The organism is Lysinibacillus sp. NPDC093692 (assembly GCF_050280125.1).
Taxonomy (GTDB): domain Bacteria; phylum Bacillota; class Bacilli; order Bacillales_A; family Planococcaceae; genus Lysinibacillus.
Genome location: NZ_JBNNUW010000014.1, coordinates 19,169 through 37,934, shown reverse-complemented (window position 1 = coordinate 37,934; position 18,766 = coordinate 19,169). Strand labels below are relative to the sequence as shown.

Here is an 18,766-nt window from a genome sequence, read left to right as displayed (position 1 = left end):
AGTTAGTTATTTTGAAGGAAATTCGGTAACAATTTTATTTGTTCCACCTTCTGTAATAATCGGAACGTTATTTAAAACATCACCTGATCCTCTAAATCCACCTTCTGAAGAAGGAATTACATATTTATCATTCCCGTTCGGTTGAGTAACAGGGGATCCTTTATTTGTCCAAGCATCATTAGTTTGAGTAAAACTCATCATCCGAAAATACGCCGTGCTTCGGTTTAGTTAAATCATCAACGTTATGTAGTTCTACATGCTGTTGAGTAGTGTAACCATAGTGCCTTGTTCGACTCCAATCTGGCTTGTCAATCTCACATTCATTTAATCCAAAAGGATCGATCATTCTATTTGAATCTTTTACATAGCCATACAAAGTGGGATTTCCCCCAGCAAGCCCAATCGGGTCTGACTGTGTATAAACTCCTTCATTTGGTGAAAAGTATCGGAATCGGTTAAAATACAATCCTGTTTCAATATCTTCATACTGCCCTTGATAGCGGAATGGAATGAAATCTTTTTCACCTGTAAATTCTGTAATTTTACCATAAATATCAAGCTTAGTTGACCAAACATTATTGCCTTCTTGATCATAAGCTTCGACAGGCGTTCCAAGAGAATCACTAATAATGCTGTAGTTACCTTTACTCGTAATTTTAGCTGAAGGTATAAACCCATTTTTAAATACCCATGTGACTAGATTATCATTTTCTAATTCAATTGAATCATTCTCTGAGGAATACTCATGTAAGATTGTATTCCCATCCCACACGAATCTCATTGTTTTCTCGTCAGAACTCTTCTCTATTCGTCTACCTAGTAAGTCATACTTGAAAGTAACTTCTGTATTATCTGGTTTGATGACCTTCGATATCATGCCATTGCCATAGTACTCGTACTTCCACATATCACCATTCTTTTCAACTTTCTGAACGAGATTTCCTTCCTCATCATAAGAGAATTTGGCCTTTCTCGTTTCAAGCAATCTGCTGCCGGCACCATAGACACGATCTGTCATTTCTTTCGTTTCATACAATTTCCCAACATCATCAACACTACGATGTAAGAAGTCAAATTGACCACCTTGCTTGGACCAAACGAGGTTACTGAATTCATCGTAACCATAAGTAACTTTTACACCCGTTAACTCGTTTACCATGCTTCGTAATCGATGATTGACATCCCAATTATATACTCGTCTTCGTGTATCGCGGTTTTTACTATCTATGCGGTGGTGTGTTGGTCTACCTGCTACATCATACTGCCATTTGCTTATGATATCCCCTGGTAAAATTCTCTCAATCTCTTGGCCGAGTTCATTGTACTGCCTTGATGCTGTCCAATGGGCTTGCTCTAAACAAGAAGCCGTAATTTGCAACACATTTCATTGCCTAAATCATCATAACTACTCACAATCCAATGGTCATTCTGCCACTCCCTGATGACTTGTCCAGATGAGTCTCGCTCTAGCTTTACGGTCACATGCTCATTCTCAGTCTCCATTAACAATCCATTTTTGTCATAAACAAACGTTTACCATGTGTCATCATAATAATCAGCCCGAATGACATTTCCTAAATTGTCATGCTGGTAGGCTGTCTGACGATCGCCCGGACTTTGGATTCTCTGAACCACCCCAGCCATTCGCTCATACTAGGGCGACATCCTATATTGAATCCTAAAAATGTGGCGTTTGCTGCACATGCCGTGCACATAAAAAAAGCCCTTCTGTCACAGCGGACAAAAGGGCATGCCAAAACAACGTGAATCAAAATCTAAACGCTCATTTTTTTGTAATTTATATTTTGATAGAGCAAAAATATCTTCTTTCCATTCAGAAGTAATTTTCTCAACTTTAAAAGTTGAAAAAAGTCTCACATCTTTTTCATCAAGAAAAGTCAAATCAAAATAGTCAAAATCATTTCCTATTTTAAATATTTCAATTTCCCATCTCGTTACATCACCATATTTTTCTATTAAATAATAAATCATTTCGAATTAATTTTAGTTCATCCTTTACTAAACCTCTTCCACCTCATATTGTAAACTTAGGCTTACAATCACTTTACAAACTTCCTCAATTAACTCACTTTCTTGAACTCTCCTGTTACCAATAGTCCAGATGTATATTTCATCCTTGTAATTTTCTATAGTACACCATCTACCCCAATTAACATCGTCATATGGAAATACTATTACTTTTTGATCCATGATTACATCTTTATATATTTCATTAGATTTAAGGACAGAGAATATATTCTCGATTACCAAATCTATTTTTTCGTTTTCTTCGAGAACTATTCTGTATTCAATACCCATATTATCTACACCCTTCTCCATGATTTCTTCCTCTTACCTCAGGCAAGTCTTTTGGGTTTTTAATACCAATATGTGTTTCATTTGGGTTAGTACTTATTAATCCCTTGTCATTTAATGCACTACCACTAGGGTCATATTTATGAACATGTCCATTGTTTCCTGTTTTATATGGACCAGTCCTTACATCTCCATAGGGATGTATCATTACTTTAGAACCATCAGTATGATTCCATGTTTGATTTCCTGTTGAAGTTACTCTGGTCTGATTAAACCCTGAATTTGTTAATATTTTTTCAAGTTGAGAAACACTTTTTCCCCTAAGTTGTTTTAGAAGAGATGCTGAATTTAATCCAAATACATCAATCCAAATATTCGGATCATGCTACATAAGCATAAAGCGTGGGATTATTCCCTGCAAGCCCTATTGGGTCTTGTTGGGTATATATCCCTGGTACGGGATCGTAGTACCTGAATCGGTTGTAATATAATCCTGTTTCAATATCTTCGTACTGTCCTTGATATCTAAACGGGATGAAGTCTTTTGCGCATGTGAACTCTTTTGCTTGTTTGTATTGGTCTAGTTCTGGTTTTTCTCTGCCATAGATGTCCAGTTCACATAGCCAGATTTCTTTTCCTTGTTCGTCATAGGCACTTACTGGTGTGCCTAAGTGATCGGTTATAATACTGTAACTACCTGAACTTGTTAGTTTGGCTGTTGGGATGAATGTGTCTGTATTGAATATCCATGTTGTTAGGTCTTCATTTGTCGGTTGGGACAAGCCGCTTTCTTTAGTGATTTTCCATTCGTGTAAAATGATGTTCCCATCCCATATGAATTTTGTTTCTTTACATTCACTCACTTTGGCTATTCGTCGTCCGAGTGGGTCGTACATAAAATGAATTTCTGTTTTGTCTGGTCTAACAACCTTCGACATCATTCCATTTCCACAGTACTCGTATTTCCACATATCACCGTTCTTCTCAATCTTCTGAACAAGATTACCTTCATCATCATAAGAGAATGTTGCATCTTTTGTTTCAAGCAATCTGCTTCCGGCACCATAGACACGATCTGTCTTTTCTTTCGTTTCATACAAATTCCCAACATCATCGACACTACGGTGTAAGAAGTCAAATTGACCGCCTTGATTGGACCAGACGAGGTTACTGAATTCATCGTAGCCATAGGTAACTTTTACACCCGTTAACTCGTTTACCATACTTCGTAAGCGATGATTGACTTCCCAATTATACGCTCGTCTTCTTGTATCACGGTTTTGACTACTTATTCGGTGGTGTGTTGGTCTACCTGTAACGTCATACTGCCATTTGCTGATGACATCTCCCGGTAAGATCCTCTCAATTTCTTGGCCAAGTTCATTGTACTGCATTGATGCTGTCCAATGTGCTTGCTCTGAGCGAGAAGCCGTTATTTGTGACACATTGCCCATTTCATTACGAGCGACATCGATTTTTGCGCCTAAGCTACTTGTAATCTGTGAACGGTTGCCTAATTCATCATAGGTACTCGCAATCCAATGGTCATTTTGCCACTCCATGAAGACTTTGCAATCCCAATAGGGTCCTTTGTATTTTCCCAAACAGATATTAGGTCAAATAATGATTTTTATCGACATGGTTTTTTACACCTTCCTTGAAAATCACTAGCTGTAATAAGACTCTGTAATATCAACTCTTTTAGAATAATGAAATCAAATAACTTTCGGAGTAACTGACATTTTGGGCTATCGTCATAAAAAAAAATACTCCTTTCAAAAAAATTGGTATTTATCTATACCAACTTTTTAAAAGGAGTACACACTTTCTTAAGTTGACAGCTACGGAAAGACGAGTACTCTCAAATAATGTTTTTACAAGTAGAAAAACATTATAAAGATTACTTTATTCAGTCTGCACAATCGCATTTGAATAAAGTAACCTTAATTTTTTTGTCTCGTTTTCTATAACCGTTCAACTACCGATGAAACAATTTTTTATAAGTTACCAGTTTGAGAAAGTTGATTAATCGCACTCTCTCTGATTATCTCGTTTGATGAGGTAGCTAATAATTTAAGCTTTTCTATTGAGAGGTCTGTATTAATTGTTCCCAATGCCCATATACATTTTACGGCAAGTGCATATGCCTCATCATATTCTAAATATTCAAGTCTATGATTTGCAGCAATATACAACGACTCACAAGCATCTATTGGTTTCAATTTTTGAAATAGCGAAGCAATATCTTCATGTGAAATATGCCAATCTTCTTCGATTAATTTGCATAGAATACTCGTATACTTTATTGTAAATAGATTGAACACAAAACCTACGTACATTATATCTTCTAGATCATCTGCGTTTTTTTCCATATAGACTTCTTCGAGTAGTTCCAATAAATAATCAGAATGAACTGAAGCGTTTTCGAAAAAAGCTTGCACAAATTCATTTTTCGAAATCAAGTCATCCATTAATTTTTTTACTAGTTCTCTTTGAGTGTTACTTATCATCTACATCCCACCTTTTCAAAGCTTGAAATATTTTCATTGAACGTTTCTAACGCCTTTCCTTTTCCAAGTCCTATGTTAATTTGATTTCCTTCTGCCTTAAACAAAGCGTTCTCTCAGCCTAACCCTTGCTAACACCTGGCATTTCCGGATACTTAACCCTTGTCCGTTTGGATGAATCTTTTACTCCAATTTGTTCTAATTTTGCAGTAATTCCGTCATTAACTTCTAATTTAACTGTTACTCCCTTATAATCCTCTGAAAATGATTTCGTTGGGGAAATAAATGTTTCGGATGTGGCAGATACTTTCTTAGTCTTTTGAAGACTTTCATAATGTTCTTGACTCATCGTTCTATAGTAAGTTTCAATTAAACCAAAAGGATCTATCCAACTATTTGGATTACTCACATACCCATAAAGTGTAGGGTTGTTCCCCGCAAGTCCTATTGGATCTATTTGAGTATAGTTCCCTTGTTCTGGGTCGTAGTACCGGAATCGATTATAATACAATCCTATTTCTACATCTTCATACTGCCCTTGATAACGGAATGGAATAAAGTCTTTCTCACCTGTAAATTCATTCACTCTACCATAAATATCAAGCTCAGCTGACCAAACCATTTTACCATCTTCATCATAAGCTTCTACGGGCGTCCCAAGATAGTCACTAATAATGCTGTAATTACTTTCACTCGTAATTTTCGCTGAAGGTACAAACCCATCTTTAAATACCCATGTGACTAGATTATCATTTTCTAATTCAGCGGAATCATTCTCTGAGAAACACTCATGTAGAATAGTATTTCCATCCCAGACGAAACTTGTTGTTTTCTCGTCAGAACACTTCTCTATTCGTCTGCCTAGCGAGTCATACTTAAAAGTAACTTCTGTCTTGTCTGGTTTGATGACTTTCGACATCATTCCATTACCGTTATATTCATACTTCCACGTATCACCGTTCTTCTCAACTTTCTGAACGAGATTACCTTCATCATCATAAGAGATTGTTGCCTCTTTCGTTTCAAGCAATTTACTTCCGACACCATAGACACGTTCTGTCTTTTCTTTCGTTTCATACAGATTCCCGACATCATCGACACTGCGGTGTAAGAAGTCAAATTGACCTCCTTGGTTGGACCAGACGAGGTTACTGAATTCATCGTAACCATAGGTAACTTTTACACCTGTTAACTCGTTTACCATGCTTTGTAAGCGATGATTGACGTCCCAATTATACACGCGTCTCCGTTTATCACGATTGGGAAATGTGTACAAAGTACAGCCTTTCGCTCAGAGCAAGAACATTGGACAGCATCAATGCAGTACAATGAACTCGGTCAAGAGATTGAAAGAATCTTACCGGGGATGTCATCAGCAAATGGCAGTATGATACGACGGGTAGACCAACACACCATCGAATAAATAGTCAAAAATGTCATTACGAACAACATCGATTTTTGCACATAGGCTACTCGTAATCTATGAAAGGCTGCCTAAAAATACTATAAAATTTTCAAATTATCAAGAAATAACCTCAACCTATGTGTGAGGCAACATCATGCATTTCAATGTCGTATTACTAATGATGATCCATAAACTTCTAGTAGTTTTGATTTCTTTTTACAAATAACCTGTCCCTCAGATGAAGAAAGTAAATGTTTAAACAAAAAAACATATGTAAAAAAGGGCTTATGACGTCCTCTTTACATATGTTTTTGTATCTATAAATAATCTTTTAACGCTAAGTAAATATACAGAATAGGCTGTAGTACTGAACTGTTTTAACTTCGTACTGTAAGGCAATACATTAAATTCCTTTTTTAGAGAAAGTTGATTATAAATACTAATCTTAAATCACAGTGAATTGTCTATTAAATAATACTCCACATTTCGACGAATTCTGCTTGTTTGGGTACTTCCCACTTTGACAAACATTACTCCCTTTATCTTTCCACTTTATATGCCCTAATCAAAAAAGTAGTATCATTCAATCATTCGATTCTCAGGGTCAACTACAAAATTATATTCATCGATACTCTTTGTAAAATCAAAATGTGGTAGCTTTTCAGTAGCACTAAAATTTAAAATATAGCCAAACTCTTTATTTGATTTCAAATTATTCCCGCAGTAACCTGTTATTCTAACTGAGTAATAGTTCTTTGACATCTGGACACTATTACAATTGTCGTAGCTTTCATCTTTTATCTCTTCATAGTTTAAGTAATAATTTTTATCCCAATCAATTATAGCAGAAATATCTGATATAATAATATTTCCGCTAGTAACATGTAGAGGAAATGGATTTGTTGTAAAGATGTGATTTTCTTTAGGGATCAAAGAATTATCCTGATTAGAGTTAATTAATATTTGATAGTGATCATCAAGTTCAGGAATTTCGTATATTGGAATAATGCAACCTTTAGATATAACCTCTTGGCCTATTTTTTCATTTTCACTAAAAAAACCCAGCAAATCATTCCTCGAAATGTTATTTTTCTCCAAAAAATTATTTAAAGTTAGAGGATCAAATATTACTAACCCAGGAGCATATAACATCAATTTTAATTTTTTTATCACCATTAATTACAACCCCCACTATTTTTCTTTATATCCCATTTCATAGATTCATGGAACCCTTCACGAACTGTAACATTTTCTGCAATTATTTCACCAGTCCTAGGAATCATTACAAACCCCTTTTGTGAAAAACCCTTGTATGCTTCATTTGTTTTGTAAATTAAGTCAGCAGAAGAACCATTAAAAGGTCTATTAAATGGAATTCCTTGGTCTTTTAATGCATCATGGAATTGTTTGTGTAACTCATCCGAGCCTTCGATTTTGTAAGGAAACCATGAAGGCGAATCTTTTTTTGTACCTAGATTTGGAAAACCATGTTGATTTGCATGGGATCTCGGAACCGTATGATGTCCCATTCCGTTATGTTTTAGCTCTTTCCAAAATGCCATTAGCCCTAGTGGATCTAATTGCATAATAGGGTTACTTACATACCCATACAAAGTAGGATTTCCACCTTCAAGCCCAATTGGATCAGGTTGTGTATACATCCCCTCGCTTGGTGAGTAATAACGGAATCGATTGTAATACAATCCTGTTTCAACATCTTCATACTGCCCTTGATACCTAAACAGAATGAAATCCTGCTCACCAGTAAACTCCACTACTCGTCCATAAATATCAAGCTCAGCTGACCAAACCTTTTTACCATCATCATCATAGGCTTCTACAGGCGTTCCTAGATAGTCACTAATAATACTGTAGTTACCTTCACTCGTGATTTTAGCTGAAGGTATGAATCCATCATTAAACACCCATGTGACCAGATTATCATTTTCAAGTTTTTCCGAATCATTCTCTGAAAACTCATGTAGAATATTATTTCCGTCCCACACGAATCTAATTGTTTTCTCGTTAGAACACTTCTCTATCCGTCTACCTAGCGAGTCATACTTGAAAGTAACTTCTGTCTTGTCTGGTTTGATGACCTTTGCCATCATGCCATTGCCATAGTATTCGTACTTCCAAGTATCACCATTCTTATCAACCTTCTGAACAAGGTTACCTTCATCATCATAAGAGAATGTAGCCTCTTTCGTTTCAAGTAATCTACTTCCGGCACCATAAACACGATCTGTCTTTTCTTTCGTTTCATACAAATTCCCGACATCATCGACACTCCGGTGTAAGAAATCAAATTGACCGCCTTGATTGGACCAGACGAGGTTACTAAATTCATCGTAACCATAGGTAACTTTTACACCTGTTAACTCGTTTACCATGCTTCGTAATTGATGATTGACATCCCAATTATACACTCGTCTTCGTGTATCGCGATTTTGACTACTTATTCGATGATGTATTGGTCTACCTACTACATCATACTGCCATTTGCTGATGACATCCCCTGGTAAGATTCTCTCAATCTCTTGGCCGAGTTCATTGTACTGCATGGATGCTGTCCAATGTTCTTGCTCTGAGCGAGAGGCTGTGATGTGTGACACATTTCCCATTTCATTACGAGCAACATCGATTTTTGCGCCTAAGCTACTTGTAATCTGTGAGCGGTTGCCTAATTCATCATAGCTACTCGCAATCCAATCGTCGTTCTGCCATTCATTGATTATTTGGCCAGATGGGTCTCGTTCCAGCTTTACGGCCACATGCTCATTTTCAGTCTGAATTAACGAACCATTTTTGTCATAGGCAAATGTTTCCCAGGTACCATCATAGTATTCAGATCGAATGACATTTCCTAAATTATCATGTTGATACGCTGTCCAACGATCACCTGGACGTTGAATTTTCTGAACTAATCCTACCAGACTTCGCTCATACGTTTTTTCCATCTCATCAAAGCCGATTTCTTTGATGATATTTCCTTTCGTATCGCGTTCAAACTGATACGCTTCGCCTTTTTCATTGATGACAGCGGTTAACTGTTCCTCTGTATCATAGGTGAAATTGACTTTCTTCCCACCTTGTTCTCGAGCCTTCAAGCTGCCGAGAATGGTGTAATCAAAGGCTACTTGCGTATGGTTATCTTTCGCAAAAACAATATCTTCATAGGCATTGTACTTCAATTGTACGTCGTTACCATCTAATTTCTTTGGCATTTTGAAGTTAGAATTTCTATACCTTACAAAGCTTGAAAGTGTAGCACATTTTAAAATTGAATTAGAAAAATACATAACATATTAGAATACAAAACGAATTAAGGGCCACGTTAAAAGACATGAGTCCGATACAAAATATCGAACTCATGCCCAAACCTCTGCATAATGAAATAACTCTGTCTAACATTTGAAGGTCACTTCATTACCATGGGGAATTTTACTATTCTTTTGCTATGCTTACTGAACTAAAAGTCGCTATCGAATAATTCAATATAATGCAGACCGTTTTATAGCTTGCTTATATCAATAATTTCTATTTTCCGAATCGAAATAATAAAAAATAGTGTTTATTTACAATATAGATTGTAGATAGTTAGGCACTGAATCTAAGTCCATAAATTGAATCCCTTTAAGATTATCTTTTTCACACAATGATTTAAATCTCTCTGAACAAAACAGGTACCTTCCCAGTTTTAAATCGCTTAATTGAAATAAATCAAGATCAGTGTCTTTTAACACCAACTTTATATACTTATCAACGAAACTTCCACCAACTTTTAATTTTGCATTATTTGGAACTTCTCTTGTAAGGTACTCAGATTTATCATAATCAACTAATGAATGTCTTTTAATACATTTAATAAAGAAAAATAAATCTTTTACTTTTGGTTTACCTTTTGTACTAACAACATGTAAATTAGCTATACCATAATCCTGTAATATATTTACTTGATCCATTGAAGATAAAAATTTTTCAGAGATTACATGACCAAAGAAATTTTCGTAGTAGTCAAATTGAACTTTGCTTCTCGTTATTAACCAAAGTTCTTTTGGGAAATCCATTTGTTCAATAAAAGGTCGATTCCAATTATAGCTCATTCCTTCGTCATATTTCTCATCAGTATAGCTTTCGTGCAAAACACCATCTAAATAGATGGGGGAATTTGCACTATCATTGACTAACATAAAATATTTCATAAAATTACCCCAATCGTTTACAAGTTGGATATTTTTTTGATGGTACATAATCTTTACTAAAATGTCCTGTTTGCAGTTGATTTTTAAGTTGCATTTGCAGTTTACGTACTTGTGTTCTAGCTTGTTTTTCATTTATAAAACCATCATCAAATTCTTCATATATATTGGCTACTCTGTTCATTACATTCTTATTATAAGCACTATGAGAAGTATTATGAATAAAATCAAATGTACTACCTTTTAAAGTATCCGGATTACTAGGAATCATCATACCATTAAAAGCTTGATCTCTTAAACCTCCAATACCAATATCATTGAAAAATGTTTGATATTGCTTCCAAACATTTGTCGGAATCACATGATGAACCTGAAAACCTGTAAAGTTTCTCCCTTTAAAACCTTTTTGAACATTACCTGAGAGTATTGTACTTGGCGCTCTCGATAATCCAAATGGATCAATACAACTATTCGTATCACTTACATATCCATATAGTGTAGGATTGTTTCCTGCAAGTCCTATAGGGTCTTGTTGGATATAAATCCCTTCGTTCGGCGAGTAATATCGGAATCGGTTGTAGTACAAGTCTGTTTCCTCATCCATATACTGTCCCTGAAAACGGAATGGAATGAAACCTTTATATCCTGTAAGTTCCTTACCTTGTCCATAGATGTTAAGTTCTATAGACCAGACTTGGTTTCCTTCCTCATCGTACGCCTCTACAGGAGTACCTTGATAATCACTGATAATACTAAAGTTACCTTCATTGGTAATTTTAGCTGATGGTGTAAGTGAATTATCTTCATACACCCATGTTACGAGATTTCCCTGTTGGTTTGTATTCGCATCTTGGGTACTTATCGTACTTGCCTTTACTACCCACTCATGTAAAGTCGTATTGCCATCCCAGACAAAGTGAGTCGCTTTTCCTTCACAATTTTTTTCCACACGTCTACCAAGTGGATCGTATTTGAAAATAATCACTTTGTTTAAAGTTGAATTGTTCTTTGATAAGAACACAACCTTTGACATCATCCCATTACCATCGTATTCGTACTCCCACGCATCACCAGTTCTTTCAACTTTCTGAATCAGATTACCTTCATCATCATAAGAGAATGTTGCCTCTTTCGTTTCAAGCAATCTACTTCCGACACCATAGACACGATCTGTCTTTTCTTTTGTTTCATACAGATTCCCGACATCATCGACACTGCGGTGTAAGAAGTCAAATTGACCGCCCTGATTGGACCAAACTAGGTTACTGAATTCATCGTAACCATAGGTCATTTGTACACCCGTTAACTCATTTACCTTGCTTCGTAAGCGATTATTGGCATCCCAATTGTACACTCGTCTTCGTGTTTGACGATTTTGACTACATATTCGATGCTGTGTCGGTCTACCAGTTACATCATATTTCCATTTACTAACGACATCCCCTGGTAGGATTTTCTCAATCTCTTGTCCAAGAGCATTGTACTGAATCGTTGCTGTCCAATGGTCTTGAGCTGAGCGAGAAGCTGTAATTTGCGACACATTTCCAATTTCATTACGAGCGACATCGATGTTTGCACCTAAGCTACTTGTAATTTGTGAGCGATTACCTATTTCATCATAGCTACTTCCAATCCAATGGTCATTTTGCCACTCCTTGATTACTTGTCCAGATTGGTCTCGCTCAAACTTTACAGTCACATGTTCATTTTCAGTCTCAATTAACGAACCATTTTTGTTATAGCCAAACGTTTCCCAAGTGTCATCGTAATAATCAGCACGTATTATATTTCCTAGGCCGTCATGCTGATACGCTGTCCAACGATTACCTGGACGTTGAATCCTTTGAACCAATCCTGCTGGACTTCGCTCATACGTTCTTTCAACCTCATCAAAGCCAATTTCCTTGATGATATTCCCTTTCGCATCACGTTCAAACTGATACGTTTCGCCTCTTTCGTTGATGACAGCGTTTAACTGCTCTTCTGTATCATAGGTGAAATTGACTTTCTTCCCACCTTGTTCTCGGGATATCAAACTGCCAAGAATGGTGTAATCAAAGGCTACTGCGTATGGTTATCTTTAGCAAAAAAGATCTCTTCAACATTACCATCTGATAGATTTGCACATGTAAGACGAAACAGTACTACTCACCTGATGAATAGGTTATACACTAAATACAGAAAAAAACAATTCCATTTCTAACGCAAAAAATATGTAAAGAAAGGGCTTAAAAGGCCCCTCTTTACATATTTTTGTGAGTAATGCGAGATAGATAATAATTAATCTCCCATCCCCTCTTTTATTCTATTTTGAAATACCATTCTAAAAATACATTGAAGTCTTTCCATTGTGGTTTTAGTTTACCTTCTAAAAAATTAATCAATTTTTCACCTATTTCGAGTTCAAGAATTTCTCCAGTTTCTCTATTATAAAAGAACCCTCCTTCTGCCTCAAAATCATCTAATGGAATATACTCTTTTGGTAATTTTAGTATATTCCACGTCATATTTATGTTACTTTCATAGTCAGAATACACTGAAGCCCAACAAATATTGTTTAATTCAAATAAACGACCTTTATAAGAGGGATCTGTTGAATGTGTAAAAAAGTCAAATATAGGCAAATCCTTCCTGATATTTAAATCTTCAAGAACTTTAATAAACTTTTTCTTATCATTAAAATCTTCTTCAGTATACCAATCTTTGTTTTTAAGCCAAACTTTTATTTTTTCTGTCAGCATTGGACCCTTCTCCTTTAAATAACGAATTAAATGTGATCTTAACGACATGGTACTTTCATATTTCTAGAATTAATCTCTGCTTTTGCCCTGTCCATCCAGTAAGCTTCTCTATCAAGACCAAACAGTTCCCTATTTACAGGATAATCAGGATGTGCATTTGGTAGGTGTGGGTGTAAGGCGTTACTACCATAAAACTTTTGATGAGTAGAGCTTGTTAATTCAAACAAAGCCCCAAGACCATTTTGTTTCGAGTGATGTAAGTTTATTTTTGAATACTTCCCATCTTTTACTATAAACGGTGCATGTCCTCTTAGTGCTCTATCTAAATTAGTCTCTGTACCTCCTCCTTTTGTATTTATTGGTAAATCCCAATCAATTTTTTGTTGATAAACTGTGTAATTATAACCAGTTCCATGATTAGGAGCTTGCCAAGTAACCCCACTAAATATACTTAACCCAAAGATATCAAACAAAATATTTGGATCTTGCACATACCCATATAAAGTAGGATTTCCTCCAGCAAGTCCAACCGGGTCAATTTGAGTATAGTTCCCTTGTTCAGGGTCATAGTATCGGAATCGATTATAATGCAATCCTATTTCTACATCTTCATACTGCCCTTGATAACGGAATGGAATAAAATCTCTTTCACCTGTAAATTCTTTCATTCTACCATAAATATCAAGTTCGGCTAACCAGACCCTATTACCTTGTTCATCATAGGCTTCTACAGGCGTTCCTAGATAGTCACTAATAATACTGTAATTACCTTCATTCGTGATTTTAGCTGAAGGTACGAACCCATCATTAAATACCCATGTGACTAGATTATCTGGTATTTCAGAATTATTCTTTGAAGAGCTCTCAACTAGATTTTTAAATTTATCTGAATCATTCTGCGAGAAATACTCGTGTAGGATATTATTCCCATCCCAAATAAAACTTGTCATCTTTTCTTCTGAACACTTCTCTATTCGTCTACCTAGCGAATCATACTTGAAAGTAACTTCTGTCTTATCTGGTCTAACTACCTTCGCCATCATGCCATTTCCGTTATATTCGTACTTCCACGTATCACCATTCTTTTCGACTTTTTGAACCAGATTACCTTCCTCATCATAAGAGAATGTTGCCTCTTCCGTTTCAAGTAATCTGCTTCCGGCGCCATAAACACGATCTGTCTTTTCTTTTGTTTCATACAAATTCCCGACATCGTCAACACTGCGGTGTAAGAAATCAAATTGACCGCCTTGATTGGACCAAACGAGGTTACTGAATTCATCGTAACCATAAGTAACTTTTACACCGGTTAACTCGTTCATCATGCTTCGTAATCGATGGTTGACGTCCCAATTATATACTCGTCTTCGTGTATCGCGGTTTTGACTACTTATTCGATGGTGTGTTGGTCTACCTGCTACATCATACTGCCATTTACTGTTGACATCCCCTGGTAAGATTCTCTCGATTTCTTGACCGAGTTCATTGTAATACATTGATGCTATCCACTGTTCTTGCTCTAAACGAGAAGCCGTGATTTGTGACACATTGCCCATTTCATTACGAGCGACATTGATTTTTGCACCTAAGCTACTCGTAATTTGTGAACGATTGCCAAATTCATCATAGCTACTCGCAATCCAATGGTCATTCTGCCATTCCTTGATCACTTGTCCAGATAGGTCTCGCTCTATCTTTACGGTCACATGCTCATTTTCAGTCTCAATTAACGAACCATTTTTGTCATAGCTAAACGTTTCCCAAGTGTCATCATAATAATCGGCTCGAATGACATTTCCTAAATTGTCATGTTGATATGCTGTCCAACGATCACCAGGTCGTTGAATCCTCTGAACCAATCCTGCCAGACTTCGCTCATACGTTCTTTCCATCTCATCAAAGCCAATTTCCTTAATGATATTGCCTTTCATATCGCGTTCAAACTGATACGTTTCGCCTCTTTCGTTGATCACAGCGTTTAACTGCTCTTCTGTATCATAGGTGAATTTGACTTTCTTCCCACCTTGTTCTCGGGATATTAAACTGCCTAGAATGGTGTAATCAAAGGCTACTTGCGTATGGTTATCTTTCGCAAAAACGACATCATCGTAGGCATTGTACTTCAATTGAATGTCGTTACCATCTGAAAGTTTTACCCGTAAAAGACGATTCAAATTATCATAACGGAATTTCTCTGTGACCCCTAGTGGATTGGTCGCTGTTGTACAATTACCGCGACGGTCATATTTCCAGGTCGAACTCGTCCCGTCAGGCAACGTCACTCGACTTAAGTTTAAATCAGCATCATAAGCTAAGCTTACCACATGGCCTTGTGCATTTGTTACCGTTTCTATTAAACATTTATCATTATAAGAAAATTCCGTCTTTGTGCCATTTTCTAAAATATTTGCCTGTAATGTGCTATCTTCATTATAAATCCACCGACGACTTCCGCCCTCTGCGTTAACTGCCTGAATTATCCTATCCTTCTCATCATACTGATAGGATAATGTACTACGATCTGCAAGAGTAATCGTCATTGGATTTGCCCACTCATCATAGCTATATGACATGACACGATCATCTTCATCTACTGTTTGCAGTAATTCAAAGTCCTCATTATATTCATAGCTTACTTCACCACCATCTGGGTAAACAATTTTCTTACAGAGGTTATCTTCGCTAAAATAGTAATAACTCTTATGGCCTAAGCTATTCGTAATTTCATTATAGCCATCATGATACGAAAGCTCCCCTGCAAGAACATTGCCATCTCCCCATGTTTTGATGACTCGTGCACCTGTAGTTGGTCCATCGTAGCGCCAGAAGAAGCTATTTTTATTGCGATCCGTTTTTTGCACCATTAAGTGATTAACATATACTATATGTGTACTTTGCCCTAATGCATCTTGGATTTCGATTAAATCTTGACCATCATTGTAATCATAGCGAACTAAGACTTCACGACTCATCTGGTTACTTAAGGCGACTTCTGTCATTCTACCTACCTCATTGGTCGTAACTTCGAGCACTCTTCCAACGCTGTCGGTTACTTGAGATAAGAAGCCTTTAAGGCTATAACCAAATTGAATATGATGGGCTTGCTCATTTCTTACTTCTTTTAATCGGTATTTCGTCTCTGTTGTTTGTTCAAATACATAAATCAATCGTGTATCATGCTCAAATAAATGATACTCCTCGCCTGTATTTGTTAAAGTCATTCTTTCTCGTTTGTTAAAATACGGCAAGTTTATTGGTAAAATTGGAAACCCGACTGCGCGACCATCCGTCACAACAATCCCAATCAGGTCTTCTTCTTCAAAAATCTCTAAGGCTAGATCGTATGTAAAGTGCATACCATGACCTGTTAAGCCAATCCGACTACTATCACTGTACCAAGCGCGTTCCCATGAGAGGGGGATAGGTCCAGGTAGTTCAAAGTCGACGCCTTCATAAATCATACGCCCTGTAATTAAATCAACGGGTTCAAAACCTCTTTTACAGAATTTTTTACTTAACCCTTGTGTACAATTAAATTTCTTTAATACCCCATGATTAAATTTCGTTAGCCCTGCTTTGGCCATAGCTTTCATTCCGTCTAATGCCTTCGACGCAGCGAGCAATTCATCCATCGACGAAATGACTTTATCTGCGGCCGTCTTCACAGCCTTAGATGCTTTGTTAGCTAGTTCCGCTAGTCCCTTTACTGCATCTAACGTTTTAGATATTTTCGGATAAGCTGCCTTCATCCCTTTTGCTACAGCTTTTGAAGCATCTATTACCTTATCAGCTCCTTTTCTAGCATCAGCAGCTTTATCTAAGAGCTTTGCCCCTTTTTTGACCTTGTAGGCTGCCTTGGCGGCATCACCAACTAATGGGACCGCACCTACTAAGTTCATGGCTGCATCCATGTAATTCCCTCTTGCCAAGCTAATTCCAGCATTCGCAATATCTGCAAATGTACCGATAACAGGAATAAATCCAGCAACATCCAATGCTGCACTTACGCCATCTACTAAACTACTAAACCAACCTTTTTTCTCTTTCTTTTCTTCTGCCTTTTGTGGGAAAATTAAGTCTACTTTACTCATAGCTTCGATGGCTTCTTCATTTAATTTCGGTGGCTGGCTTTGCTTCTCTATCCCTTCTTGCTCAATGAGCGTACTAATTAATTGAGTATCAGCGGCCATCATTACATGGCTTTGTTCCTTCGCTGATATCGCAATCCATTCTTCTGCCTCTACGGCTAGCTCTTTCATCCCACTTATTTCAAGTGTTTCATCAGCCGCAAGCATGATGGTACTGTTACTTTGAAATGTTACGCCATCTCCATCATCCATCTTTAAGTCCAATACTCCATCTACTGCACTAAAGGTAATATCCCCGACACCTAATGTCACATCTTTCCCAACATTGGTCGCCAATGATTTAACGGTACTGTCCGCCATTTTCTTCGTCTGTTTTTGCCCGCCCTCTGGTGTGGCTGGATTAACACGCACCGAGCTGATAACGATGGCTTCTTCTTCAACTGCACTTGGAAAATGCAATTGAGCACGTGCACCTGTTTGAGGCATTAAATACATAACACCATTGGCATCTGCTGAATAAGCAAACCAATGTGCTTTTCCTTGATCTTGGCTTTTATCTATATCTAAATGAATTTTAACGGTGTTTTGCGTAACATCAATGATCTTTCCTGTAAATGCTGCACCAATGAGGTCTAAATTGCGTGCTAATCGCTGACGAATACTTTTCTCTGGTTGGGCAGTATATTGAAACTTCAACACACCATCATCAAGTTGGGTTTCCCTAGCCGTTACGATATAGGAGCTTCCTTTGAATTGCACCAACGTGCCCAACTCATGGGCCTCTGTGCTTTCAAACTCACAAAAAGTATAATCGGCTTCACTCACATCCGTACCATCGTTTTCAGTAATCAACCGATACGCATCGACGTCCATACGTAATATAGATGGCAGATGGTCGATCGTTATACTTTTCCTGCTTTGAGGTGTACCAAGCCAAAATCGAGCACCCTTTCCTTTTAAATCAGGAAAAACAACAGCGTGCAAACGGGAGGCCATTCTTTTAATGAATTCCCAATCTGTTTCTAAATATTGAATCGCAATACTACCAATGGCATGGCCGTTAGAAGCTTGGTCGATGTAATCCCCATTAGGATAGGCGCTTACGATATTTTTTATTAACTGCACGTACGTCATATTCACATCTTGAAAAGAACGTGAGCGCTTTGCAATATCCATATTTGCTGTAAATGATACAGCCTCAACGGAGACATAGTGCACCCCTTGTGATGCCTGCAACTCCGCATTATCAATTCTTCCTGAGAACAAAATGGCACTGTCTCGCCCAAATTTCACAACAACTTCATCTGTTTGATTGACCCGCTGAATATACTTTTGCGCTTGCTCTTCAGCAATCATTCCCGTAAAGTACAACCTCGCATGGTCATTGGCCTTATGTTTGATAGTTAGTTTATCTAAATGTATAAGTGGATAAGGCCACTCGAGCACAAGATCCTCATACGTACTAACCGTGTGTATTTCCTTTTCTTCTAGCGATTTCATTACTTAC

Annotated in this window: 14 protein-coding genes and 1 pseudogene; 2 read left to right on the top strand and 13 right to left on the bottom strand. The window is 37.1% G+C overall.

Going from position 1 to position 18,766, the window contains the following annotated elements:
- Window positions 1–6: 6 nt before the first annotated feature.
- The 7 genes from ACQKN4_RS15420 to ACQKN4_RS15390 form a co-directional block, all read right to left on the bottom strand.
- Window positions 7–201, bottom strand: a complete 195-nt coding sequence (locus tag ACQKN4_RS15420; protein WP_427484112.1) for a hypothetical protein — start codon at window positions 199–201, stop codon at window positions 7–9.
- On the bottom strand, window positions 179–1,381 hold the full coding sequence (locus tag ACQKN4_RS15415; protein WP_427484111.1) for an RHS repeat domain-containing protein: 1,203 nt from the start codon (window positions 1,379–1,381) through the stop codon (window positions 179–181). Before ACQKN4_RS15415 ends, ACQKN4_RS15420 begins: the two co-directional genes overlap by 23 nt.
- A gap of 350 nt (window positions 1,382–1,731) precedes the next feature.
- Window positions 1,732–1,992: a hypothetical protein gene (locus ACQKN4_RS15410; RefSeq protein WP_427484110.1), complete on the bottom strand. Its 261-nt coding sequence runs from the start codon at window positions 1,990–1,992 to the stop codon at window positions 1,732–1,734.
- Window positions 1,993–2,019: 27 nt separating this feature from the next.
- A complete protein-coding gene (locus tag ACQKN4_RS15405; protein ID WP_427484109.1) occupies window positions 2,020–2,340 on the bottom strand; it encodes a hypothetical protein in 321 nt (106 codons plus the stop codon).
- A gap of 356 nt (window positions 2,341–2,696) precedes the next feature.
- Complete coding sequence (locus tag ACQKN4_RS15400; RefSeq protein WP_427484108.1) at window positions 2,697–3,878, bottom strand: RHS repeat domain-containing protein; 1,182 nt, start codon at window positions 3,876–3,878, stop codon at window positions 2,697–2,699.
- Window positions 3,879–4,313: 435 nt separating this feature from the next.
- The gene (locus ACQKN4_RS15395; protein ID WP_427484107.1) at window positions 4,314–4,826 is read right to left on the bottom strand and encodes a HEAT repeat domain-containing protein; all 513 of its coding nucleotides are present in this window, start codon (window positions 4,824–4,826) and stop codon (window positions 4,314–4,316) included.
- 118 nt (window positions 4,827–4,944) lie between these two features.
- On the bottom strand, window positions 4,945–6,027 hold the full coding sequence (locus ACQKN4_RS15390) for an RHS repeat domain-containing protein (protein WP_427484106.1): 1,083 nt from the start codon (window positions 6,025–6,027) through the stop codon (window positions 4,945–4,947).
- 12 nt (window positions 6,028–6,039) lie between these two features.
- Between ACQKN4_RS15390 and ACQKN4_RS15385 the strand changes: the two genes are divergently transcribed.
- Entirely contained in the window at window positions 6,040–6,246 is a 207-nt protein-coding gene (locus ACQKN4_RS15385) for a hypothetical protein (protein WP_427484105.1), read from the top strand.
- Window positions 6,247–6,807: 561 nt separating this feature from the next.
- Here ACQKN4_RS15385 and ACQKN4_RS15380 read toward each other — a convergent pair.
- Window positions 6,808–7,404, bottom strand: coding sequence for a hypothetical protein (locus ACQKN4_RS15380; protein WP_427484104.1), 597 nt, complete (start codon window positions 7,402–7,404; stop codon window positions 6,808–6,810).
- Complete coding sequence (locus tag ACQKN4_RS15375; protein WP_427484165.1) at window positions 7,404–8,336, bottom strand: RHS repeat domain-containing protein; 933 nt, start codon at window positions 8,334–8,336, stop codon at window positions 7,404–7,406. Before ACQKN4_RS15375 ends, ACQKN4_RS15380 begins: the two co-directional genes overlap by 1 nt.
- A gap of 1,084 nt (window positions 8,337–9,420) precedes the next feature.
- Between ACQKN4_RS15375 and ACQKN4_RS15370 the strand changes: the two are divergent.
- A pseudogene (locus tag ACQKN4_RS15370) lies at window positions 9,421–9,621 on the top strand (IS3 family transposase); the annotation flags it as partial.
- Window positions 9,622–9,806: 185 nt separating this feature from the next.
- On the opposite strand, the gene ACQKN4_RS15365 reads toward ACQKN4_RS15370, so the two are convergent.
- The 4 genes from ACQKN4_RS15365 to ACQKN4_RS15350 all read right to left on the bottom strand — a co-directional run bounded on the left by ACQKN4_RS15365 (window position 9,807) and on the right by ACQKN4_RS15350 (window position 18,759).
- Window positions 9,807–10,433: an Imm43 family immunity protein gene (locus ACQKN4_RS15365; RefSeq protein WP_427484103.1), complete on the bottom strand. Its 627-nt coding sequence runs from the start codon at window positions 10,431–10,433 to the stop codon at window positions 9,807–9,809.
- A 4-nt stretch (window positions 10,434–10,437) separates the two neighbouring features.
- A complete protein-coding gene (locus ACQKN4_RS15360) occupies window positions 10,438–12,465 on the bottom strand; it encodes an RHS repeat-associated core domain-containing protein (RefSeq protein ID WP_427484102.1) in 2,028 nt (675 codons plus the stop codon).
- A gap of 265 nt (window positions 12,466–12,730) precedes the next feature.
- Window positions 12,731–13,171, bottom strand: coding sequence for a hypothetical protein (locus tag ACQKN4_RS15355; protein WP_427484101.1), 441 nt, complete (start codon window positions 13,169–13,171; stop codon window positions 12,731–12,733).
- A gap of 38 nt (window positions 13,172–13,209) precedes the next feature.
- Entirely contained in the window at window positions 13,210–18,759 is a 5,550-nt protein-coding gene (locus ACQKN4_RS15350) for a DUF6531 domain-containing protein (protein ID WP_427484100.1), read from the bottom strand.
- Between the last annotated feature and the right edge of the window lie 7 nt (window positions 18,760–18,766).